The 9,247-nt window shown below is 54.7% G+C and carries 10 protein-coding genes; 4 read left to right on the top strand and 6 right to left on the bottom strand.

Features of this window, described 5'->3' with window-relative positions:
• The 3 genes from C451_RS23175 to C451_RS00195 form a co-directional block, all read right to left on the bottom strand.
• A partial coding sequence (locus tag C451_RS23175; protein WP_206536653.1) for a hypothetical protein occupies positions 1-522 on the bottom strand: 522 nt, incomplete at its 3' end.
• Positions 523-1,064: 542 nt separating this feature from the next.
• The gene (locus tag C451_RS21405; RefSeq protein WP_152420279.1) at positions 1,065-1,415 is read right to left on the bottom strand and encodes a hypothetical protein; all 351 of its coding nucleotides are present in this window, start codon (positions 1,413-1,415) and stop codon (positions 1,065-1,067) included.
• A gap of 67 nt (positions 1,416-1,482) precedes the next feature.
• On the bottom strand, positions 1,483-2,244 hold the full coding sequence (locus tag C451_RS00195; protein WP_241431117.1) for a hypothetical protein: 762 nt from the start codon (positions 2,242-2,244) through the stop codon (positions 1,483-1,485).
• Between the two features lie 519 nt (positions 2,245-2,763).
• Here C451_RS00195 and C451_RS00190 point away from each other — a divergent pair.
• Positions 2,764-3,924, top strand: coding sequence for an IS4 family transposase (locus C451_RS00190; RefSeq protein WP_007736373.1), 1,161 nt, complete (start codon positions 2,764-2,766; stop codon positions 3,922-3,924).
• Positions 3,925-4,567: 643 nt separating this feature from the next.
• Here C451_RS00190 and C451_RS00185 read toward each other — a convergent pair.
• Positions 4,568-5,266, bottom strand: a complete 699-nt coding sequence (locus C451_RS00185) for a bacterio-opsin activator domain-containing protein (RefSeq protein ID WP_049912563.1) — start codon at positions 5,264-5,266, stop codon at positions 4,568-4,570.
• A 194-nt stretch (positions 5,267-5,460) separates the two neighbouring features.
• Between C451_RS00185 and C451_RS00180 the strand changes: the two genes are divergently transcribed.
• Positions 5,461-5,856, top strand: coding sequence for a hypothetical protein (locus C451_RS00180; protein WP_152420278.1), 396 nt, complete (start codon positions 5,461-5,463; stop codon positions 5,854-5,856).
• Positions 5,857-5,870: 14 nt separating this feature from the next.
• Here C451_RS00180 and C451_RS00175 read toward each other — a convergent pair whose 3' ends face one another.
• Complete coding sequence (locus tag C451_RS00175) at positions 5,871-6,863, bottom strand: hypothetical protein (protein WP_007736368.1); 993 nt, start codon at positions 6,861-6,863, stop codon at positions 5,871-5,873.
• Between the two features lie 62 nt (positions 6,864-6,925).
• The gene (locus C451_RS00170) at positions 6,926-7,117 is read right to left on the bottom strand and encodes a hypothetical protein (protein WP_241431115.1); all 192 of its coding nucleotides are present in this window, start codon (positions 7,115-7,117) and stop codon (positions 6,926-6,928) included.
• Between the two features lie 483 nt (positions 7,118-7,600).
• Between C451_RS00170 and C451_RS00160 the strand changes: the two genes are divergently transcribed.
• Positions 7,601-8,800 carry an AI-2E family transporter gene (locus C451_RS00160; protein ID WP_007736356.1) on the top strand — a complete coding sequence of 400 codons (1,200 nt, stop codon included), beginning with the start codon at positions 7,601-7,603 and terminating at the stop codon, positions 8,798-8,800.
• A 132-nt stretch (positions 8,801-8,932) separates the two neighbouring features.
• Positions 8,933-9,166, top strand: a complete 234-nt coding sequence (locus C451_RS23045; protein ID WP_193788289.1) for a hypothetical protein — start codon at positions 8,933-8,935, stop codon at positions 9,164-9,166.
• Positions 9,167-9,247 lie beyond the last annotated feature (81 nt).

The raw sequence follows: 9,247 nt of genomic DNA, 5'->3' as shown, positions 1-9,247 counted from the left end.
GGGATGGTCTCCGATCCGGAGACCATCCCTCGAAGATGAACTCGTTCGCCTGTTGCATCGACCTACTGCACTACTCGTACGGGCCCTAGGAGAGACTACCGAAATCGCTTGGGCTAAACACGTACCAGCAATCAAAAGAAACAGCGTCGGCAGAACGTAGTACCAGCCGATACTCCACACACCAAGAATTGAGATGACTACGCCGGCAACCACCGTGAGCCACGTGATACGTCGTTTACCGGTCCAAATAGCAGCCCCTCCGAGAATGACGAGACCCAAAAGAACCACTGCCCAGAAGAACAACACCGAGGCGTTCCCACCGGTACTGCCGAAAAGATAGTCGATACCTGCCTCACACCCCTGACTGGTCGTAACCTCGCCGCTGCTGCTGACTGATTCGCTTGTCCAGCAAGAAACAGGTCCAAACGCACCCATCAAGTAAAGAAATCCAGCCGAACCAGTGATACCAGCTAGCCCAGCAGCACCACGAGCAAGAATTTGAGGTGTTATTTTTGAAACCACGGTTGATACTACCACACATCCCAACAAAAATCCTCGCCCCCGTAACTAGTCATTTCCCTGTTTACAGAGTGGCGCTCACCGTGAACAGCGTGAATATCTCTCAGTCTGAGTGTAATCTGCCAACCCAACTTCTATCTGAGATATGGGCTAAATTCCTGTGTACTCATGTCCGATTCGGAACCTACCGGTGATTTCTCGGCGTTTGAGTTCGAGACGCGCTCGCAGTTGGATCTGTTAATCTTCCTTGTCGCTCTGATTGGTGCTGGTGTTACTCTCGGTTCATTGGTTGGGGTTCTTGTTGGATTCTTGTGTGCTGGCATTGCTGTGATAACTCTGGGCCGATTATATCGTCGGGAGTTTCGCTAATGGATCATCTAGAGAATGTTTCTCCTTGGCTGGATCTCTGTTAGCAGACGCTTGATTGCTGAACGGAGTGGCGCTCCAGCGATCGGCGCGACGACACCCCTCGTTCGGAGTGAAAATCAGTCGGGAAGCGACCGCTCTTACTGACAGCGCGTGTACCATCGAAGCTACAGAGACCATCAATCACGCGGGAATATTCCAGATAATAAATAGAATACTATGGTGATGATGAGAGCAGTAATCACTGCATCGAGAAGTTGTAATTCTGTGAGGAAGATGTCGATGATGAGCTGTGAGACAAGTGAGACACTGCCGACAAAGAGGGCATATTCAATCCGAGATAAATTCCTCACCCACCGGTCGAGACGACCGTACAACTGCTTTGTACTAGCCATACGCCATCTGCAACTGCCATGCATAAAGATGGTCGAACCTTCTGGCCCTGTTGGGCCGGAGGCTGACTCTCTGGGAATTCTCAAGGATAATATCGGGTTCCGCAGGACTGTCTTAATATTCACCATCTCGGACATCGAATAAGATTGTGAAGATCTGTGATCACCGCTCCAACTACAGTAGACTCACTGTCATTCACCACGCTCACATATCGGTGACATCCGAGCTTGGGTCCGATCTCTGTCTCAGGCCATTCTCGTTACGGAGTTGGCGATAGGCGTCAGTGAGGACAGCCATCTGATAGACGACCAGAATTGTGGTGAGGACAGCCGTGATGACTTGCGAGAATGGTGATCCGGACGGCACAGCGAGCCCGGATGCGAACGAAACGATCATGAAGAGGACCATCACCACAAGAAACAGCCCGAACAACCGCCAGCGATTCCCGGACGTAAGACTCCAACTGTCCCGTATCGCACTGATGAACCCCTCATCTTCATCGGCGATATACACCGTCGTAAACAGCAAACTCACCGTCAGGAACAGCCCCGGAATCACTAAGATCACGAATCCGATCATCGTCAGTAAGCCAACGATGATCCCGGCAGCAATCGAGTTGAGAACGACCCAACCCATCCGTCGTGTGTAGCTCTCATGCGTGATGATTTGCTGATCCGCAGCCATCACACGGATCAAGACGACGGTTATCACCTGAAATACAAGAAGGGCAACAAAAGCGAGTATACCAGCAGCCGTCGCCGACACAGGTAATGAAAGCGGTACAGATGAAGATTGTGTAGCACCAGCAGGGAGATCAAGTCCTGCGAGAAATGCTTCAGTAAGTGTGTTGGTCGAAGCGAGAAGCACGATCTGTCCGACACCAAGCAGGACGATAAACACGAGTCCGGCTTTCGTGAGTGTTTTCGAGACACCGTTACCGAGCGCACGCCTAATTCGTAGCACCATATTTCAAAACAACACCATAGGTGTGAAAAACATTTCCCAAACGCTCAACGATTGTCTCATGTAAACCGTCCTACTATCAAGGACAAACCGCAAGGATCACTCACAACCAGAGAACACTCTCTTACCCTGTCAATAGACCCTCCCCTATTTGCAGACCCTGCAGATTCAGAAGAGATAACGGAGAATGATAGAGGCCACCGAGAGAACCGCTCCGAAAATAACAAGATACCGCAGAGGGCTGGGAACGTGATGCAAAGACTCCGAAGAGCGACAGCCTCGAAATCCACCTATCAGCACCAGTGTAGCGCCAATCATCGTTCCTCCGTTTGGAATTGTAAGCCCGTTGGCGGTCGCTCGAATAGCTCCGTCAAGAAGGAACGCGAGTCCACTGATTCCAAGAGCTATCCAATATGTCCTCTCAGTATCCATGTTTAGGAGTTTTGAGTGATTGTATGAATTCCCGATTCGAGTATATAAAACGCCCCTCTCATCCGCTTGCTGACCGTTCGTGCTGATGATATGGAACCCTCACCTGATCGCATCGTCGATCGGTTCACCGAACTGCTCGACGAAGTCGGCAGCGAGGAAATCGCTGCCGACCATCGTGTCGGTCTTCATTCTGACCGCCACGATTTCAAAGAACACGCCAAGATAGGCTCGTTCTTGGGGATTCATGATCCGAAAACCCTCGACGATCTCGACCAACAAACCGACGTTCGTGCTGGCCTCGAATCAATCAGCCAAGGTCACTTTTCTCGGCTCACCAACCGAAGACCGTGGGAAGCGTTCGCCGATCTGGCGAACGCTATCCTCCAGCTTCCAGAGTTCTTTCACGCCTCTGGCGATGTCCGCCTTCAACTGGAGGATGTCTCCGACCGCTGGATCGTTGGCTTCGACAAGACCAACCTCCCGCTTCGGACCTCCATGCTCGTGGAGATCGACGATGATCTCCACGAGCTGCGACCTGAGCACGGCGGTCTCAGACTCCATTCCGCTGCGCGGTTGAGTCCGGCGAGTTCACATCCCATCGGAACTGTCGTCACTGATCCCAACACGCACGAGACCAACTGCTTCGAGGACCTGCTCGATTTAGTCGAGGTCCACGAGGACCTCGACGACATGATTGCCGTCTTCGACATGGGATACGTCGACTACGACCGATTTTGCAGTTTGAACCGGTGGAACATTGATTTCGTGACCCCACTGAGGACGAATGCTCAGTTCACCGTCGAAGAAACGCTCTCCGAGAGAGATTTCGAGAAGACCGAAGACGGAGACGTCACTCACGTCACCGACGAACGAGGTGAGTTGGCCTCGACTGGAGTGGAGTTTCGTTGCGTCACCGTCAGCGATTCTGACGGTGACGCAGATGGCGGCGAGCGGGTCAATACGTATCTCACGACGCTCCCACCGGAATCATACGATCCGCTCGACGTAGCGATGATTTACGCGGTGCGATGGCTACTTGAAATTATGTTTCGCAAGCTCAAACAGTATTTTAACGTCCAAGAGTTCCATAGCAAAACGTTGAACGGAGCACTGGTCGAGCTGTTCTGTGCGTTGATCGCGTACGTGTTGGCTGATTACTACCATCGGACGTACCGCATCCGCGGTACGGTCGTGGATACGATCAAGATCATACGGAACTTCTGGGACAAGCCACGGGGTGAGATCGGCTAGCGGCGGATTCTCCCCAGTCGAGCGCCGCCGCCTCCAGCGGCGGCACTCTTCTTCGTCCTGAAATCACGGTGTTTCCCGTCACGTTTGCGGGTTACGATCGAATACTGAAGATCGAATTGCCGGTGACGTCCCTGTTTTGGCAGCCGATCGTTATGAACAAACTCGGTCACAATCGAGTCTCGTGGGACGATTTAAATACTCGAATCGGGAATTATTGTATGAAATATTCTGTGGCGGCTTCCCGCACTCATCCACTCTCCCTCATTGTAGGGTAGTGCTCCAGCGTGACCAGTGCGATGACACCCCCGTTTGGAGTGAGATTTGTCGTTGATCAGAAAACGACTGCTCTTGCTGATTCGATGAAAATCTAGCTATCCCAACCATCCGTGAGGAAAGATATGGGACGCAAGAGACCAATCATCCCCCCCCCCTCCTGTCCGCGCTTCAAAAACGCGTTGCTGACTAGTGAGTGTAAACGAACCAAGTACTAGACGTCACAGCCCGGGTGCCGCGCCGCGCGGCACCCAGGAAAGCTCGCCATAGGTGACAGGGGAGGAAGATATTGCCATCAATATACGGTGCTGGCTCCCTACCGGCGTACAAGCGGCTACTTACTGCTGAGATGACGGTCCGTGACAGACAGCTATGGTGACTGCCGGGCTGCTGATTCTGGTTTCGGCGCTTCGTCATTCTCTTCGTCGACGGTGGCGAGTGCACTCACCACGAGACTCTTCATCGCTCGCCGGTGGCGCTCGGACAGTGCCTGATGAGAGATGCCGAGTTCATCCGAGAGTCCTTGTGTAGTGATCTCGCGGGGAACCTCATAGTAACCATTCTCGACGCCTACCGCAAGTGTCTCGTATTGTGCTTCAGTCAGGTTGTGACGTGCTGTTTCGAAGTTCTCCGGTCCATAGATCTTCTTGAGAGTGAACGCGATGTCGTTCTCTTTGGCGAACTCGTTGGTTGCCGAGAGCGCATCCCGATCGGGGAAGAGCACGCGGAGCTGCCATTCACCGTTGGCGGCAGTAGCCTCTTGGATGGTAGCAGCGTGTTCGTTGATCATGTGGCCGATGATTTGGGCAGTCTCGTTCCAGACTAATCGGTAGAAGCGTTCGTCGTCGGTCTCGCCGAACAGTTCAACCTCTTCGACGCTCGGATCGTTTTCGAGAACTTCGGTCAGTCCGTCGACCTCTCCCTGTGTCACCCGCACGAACGGCACTACCTGTGTAGTGTTGTGAGCGACGACCCGATCGATATTGATAGTGATATCCGGACGGTGTTCAAGCGTCTTGGAGAGTGCGAACTCGTGAGCCGGAATCGCGAATTCCGCTATTGTGGGCACGTGCACGCTCGCACAAGCCGGATTATAATACAGGGGGATCCAGCCATGTCACCTCAACTGAAGTGACACCACCTGGTTGCACGAAGCCGAATTGTATCTTGGTTTTGCACACAGTGTCAGAGTAATCAGTGTGCAGTTGATTTCCCGGAGTCTCACCGGAGTCCATAAGACTCGACCTCCCATTGCAACGAGCAGTGACTGAAACACATCGGGGGCGTGTCGTCGTTGTAGCGGTCCTCGTCTTGGTTGCCGGCAGTGGTTGTCTCACACTGAATCCGGGGATAGATCTCACGACCCAGAATTCGACGGTCTTTCACGACGTGTCCTCGTCCGGGGAGTGGGCAAATGGGCGTCTCGTCGGGACACTTTCGCTCACTCCGAACGCGACGACCGATCAAGGCGTCAGCCAGATCAACGTCGTAGCAGCAGACGGCGAGACCTTCTATACGACACCCGTCGACAGCGGGCAATCTAACGTGAGCATCATGGCACCCACGAACGGCACTGCAACCATCGTTGCCGTCAACACGGTCAACGGGACCGTTGTCGAAACCCGAAACGCCACCATCACTGGCGATACGGTGATCTGACCGGCCTCGTTCGCTTATTCGTCGCTCGGGGATTCTGAATTCCGAAGTACCATCGGTCCCATCGCAAGTGTCTGTTTCGCAACAGTCGCGATCCGCAGGATGTACGAGACGAACAGCAAGAACGGCATTACGGCGATCGTAAACGCGAGCGCGACGACCCAGATCATGTAATCCGTGCCGAAGAGCTGACCCGGAAACGACGTCGCATCCACGAAGACGACCATGCCGCCGGCGACCACAAGCGCCGGTACCGCGGCCGTGAGGATCGCCCGCGAGAGCTTTACCAATGCCCACTGAAAATAGAAGGTCTTGATGTGTTCGCGTGCCGGGCCGAACATCGTCAGCGCTTCGAGTGTCTCCCTGAACGTGCGACGTTGCTCATCTGAGAGGTCGTCCTCGTACTTCTCACCGAGACGGCGGAGGTCGTGCATCTTCCGCGCGTAGTTGTAATCAAGCGCCGCCATCAGCACGTCGAACGTTCCGAAGGTGGCCTCGTCAAGTTCGTCGATCGCGGTCTCGGCGTTCTCGACGAGATCGTCGACGTAGGTACCGACGTTCTCCCGCATCTCGGTGTTCTCGCTGTCGTCGACAGCAGATTTCATAGCTGCCGCACGATCTCGGGCGGTCTCGATGATCTGCTGGAGGAACAGTGAAGGCTTCGCGGGGCTGATCGATCCGAAGAGTTCGTCGGTGTTCTGGCGGAAGTCCATGGCGGTGTCCATCCGCGCTCGTTGCTCGCCAAGCGGACCGATCTCTTGAGAGAGGACGAGCTGATTGATCGATACCACGAGTGTTGTTCCGGTGATGATCGCACCGACGAGACCCTGGAAGATCGTATCGACTGGGTCAGTAGTTTCCATCGTCGTCCGGAGCGTCGGAAAATCCAGAACCCCAAGCACCACGAACGCGAAGAACACGCACGCACCGAGAATCCCCGCCAGAAGCCAGCGGTTTGCCCCGAGAAGTAGCCAGAAACGCCACCGACTCGCACTGATCCGCTCTCGCATCGTATTCTCCGTTGAGAGGTCCACCGACTATCGGCCTCCGTCAGATGGATTAATAGGGGAATTCACGACGAACCCTCGTCGTGATCCGAGTCTAAATCCGGATCCACCCGGCGTTCGAGGACGAAGAGCTTGGTGCCACCCTGGTCGTACGAGACGGTTTCAATGAGTCGCCAGCCGTCGGCTCCGAGTTCATTGAGTTTGTCTTCAGAGTTGATGGCTTCGCGCTTGGTGAGTCCCTTCGATGGTTCTATCATACGGTATTCCCATTGCTGTCGGTCAGCCATGGTCGATTATCGAGAGTAAGCACCACAAAGCTGCTGGTAAGCTCTGAGACGAGTCCTGGGATCTACGGGGCAAGAAGTGTCTACGGTAGAACCAATCCAAGACGATTTCCCTGTCCGGGAGTTGTATCTAAGCATGAGTTTCACAAACACGATAGATCGAACCTCCACTGAGGACTGGGCTGTCGTATCGCTAATCGTCGAAGCAGGGATATCCCTCTATGAGGGCGATGCACGACTTGCAGCGTTGCAACTCGGTACGGCGGCCCTTTCGTATTACTCGAGTCTCCTCGGGGCGCTCGCACGGGTGCTTATCGAAGTCTACAAACGATTCCGCACTCGGTAAGCGATCAGCGCGCAAAATAGAGTCCGCATTTATATTGACATATGGACTCAGGAATTCTCAGAAGCCGCAGGCACAACCATTTCCCGCGGCTAACGATATGATTTGGGAAGATGTCAGATCGCACCTCTGAGCTACTATCCGATCGCACACGACTCGGATGGTGGCTGTTCATCGTACTACTCGCCATCGTCGCCGCATTTCTCGCGTACTCATTCGTCGGCATGATCGTACTCGGCGTTTTCGGCTACTACGCAACCCGCCCGGTCAACCGACGTCTCCGGGAGATAGTGGATTCGAACGGTATTGCAGCGAGCATCACCGTTCTGGTGGTCGTCGTTCCGATCCTACTGCTCATCGGCTACGTCGGTTTCAATCTCTTCCAGCAGCTCCAGCAGGCGATCGGTGCCAGCGGTTCAGGGGCGTTCGGACTCGTCGACCTCAGTGCACTCCCGCCTGCTCAACGTGAAACCGTTACCACGCTGCTCCAGAACCCGACACAGTTCATCAGTCAGCCCCAGCAGACGCTCCAGACCGTCCTGCAGCTGGGTGGGACGGTCGCTAGTGCCATCGGTGGAACGCTCGTTTTCCTGGGGCTTACAGTCACGCTTTCGTTTTTCCTGTTGCAGAACGACGCGGCTCTCTCGCGCGGACTTCGTGAGCTGTTCGGCGGACGAGACACCACCGCGTATGCGTATGCCTTCGCAGTCGACGAGGACCTGGAATCGGTGTTCTTCGGCAATCTCCTGTTCGTCGTCGCGATGTCGATCATCGCCGCAATCACTTACGAGGCGACGAATCTACTCGCCCCCGGAGCACTCCACGTTCCGATGGTACTCGTGTTGGGGGTTCTGACGGGCATAGCCAGTCTCATTCCGATCGTCGTCGGCAAGGTGATCTACCTCCCAATCGTCGCCTATCTCGGCTTTCAGGCCGTGCGTTCGGGCGGGAGTTTCCTGTTCGTCGGCGGAGCGTTGGTGGCGTACTTCTTGATTCTGGACATCCTCCCGCAGACGTTCCTGCAGCCGTATATCACTGGTCGCCAGCTCGATATGCTGGTGCTGATGTTCGGCTATATCCTGGGACCGATCCTGTTCGGCTGGTATGGGTTCTTTCTCCTGCCGATTGTGTTCATCGTCATGCTCGAAGCGATTCGGATCGTCCTCCCCGAACTGGTTCGTGGCGAAGCACTCACGCCCGACGTTTCACTGGGAGAGGGTGTCGGGACCGACCCACAATCGGCACGTGATATCCCTCCCGAGGAAAACGTGTCTGACGAGTCTTCCGAAGGCGACGACACGCCTGCTAACTGATCGATGTATTGGCGATGATATTCAAAAGCGGCTCGTCCCACTGCCGGCTGGCTGGGAGAGATCGGTTTCTCAGTAGCTAGTCGACTTCAGGCAAAGACAGTATCTACACCAGAAAAGTGCCTGGGATTAGTGGTGCTCTTCGAGGCGGATTTCGTCGTCCGTCACGGTCGCTACCGCGTCGTTATCCAGTTGGTACGTTTCTTCGTCAGCGTCGCCCCATCCGAGCTCCGCGGCGAGTTCATCGGTGAGGTTCGGGTCTGGTTCGACGTTGGCATCGTTGTTGTCGACGTCGACTACTGTGCCAACCGAATCGCCGTCAGCGTTGACGACGGTTTTACCTTCGTCGTCCTCATCAATAGTCGCTAGTTGTCCACTCTACCAGTCACGGTACGAGCAAGTGCGTAGAAATCGGCCAGACGTGAGGCGGAGTCCCAGTGTAGCATGTGC

It is taken from the genome of Halococcus thailandensis JCM 13552, assembly GCF_000336715.1.
Lineage (GTDB): Archaea > Halobacteriota > Halobacteria > Halobacteriales > Halococcaceae > Halococcus > Halococcus thailandensis.
The sequence above is the reverse complement of the archived record's forward strand: the minus strand, read 5'-3'. Positions and strand labels throughout refer to the sequence as shown.

Bases quoted from the DNA above. Each gene is read 5' to 3' on its own strand.
- C451_RS21405 (WP_152420279.1), bottom strand. From the start codon at position 1,415: ATGTCCGAGATGGTGAATATTAAGACAGTCCTGCGGAACCCGATATTA.
- C451_RS00195 (WP_241431117.1), bottom strand. From the start codon at position 2,244: ATGGTGCTACGAATTAGGCGTGCGCTCGGTAACGGTGTCTCGAAAACA.
- C451_RS00190 (WP_007736373.1), top strand. From the start codon at position 2,764: ATGGAACCCTCACCTGATCGCATCGTCGATCGGTTCACCGAACTGCTC.
- C451_RS00175 (WP_007736368.1), bottom strand. From the start codon at position 6,863: ATGCGAGAGCGGATCAGTGCGAGTCGGTGGCGTTTCTGGCTACTTCTC.
- C451_RS00170 (WP_241431115.1), bottom strand. From the start codon at position 7,117: ATGATAGAACCATCGAAGGGACTCACCAAGCGCGAAGCCATCAACTCT.
- C451_RS00160 (WP_007736356.1), top strand. From the start codon at position 7,601: ATGTCAGATCGCACCTCTGAGCTACTATCCGATCGCACACGACTCGGA.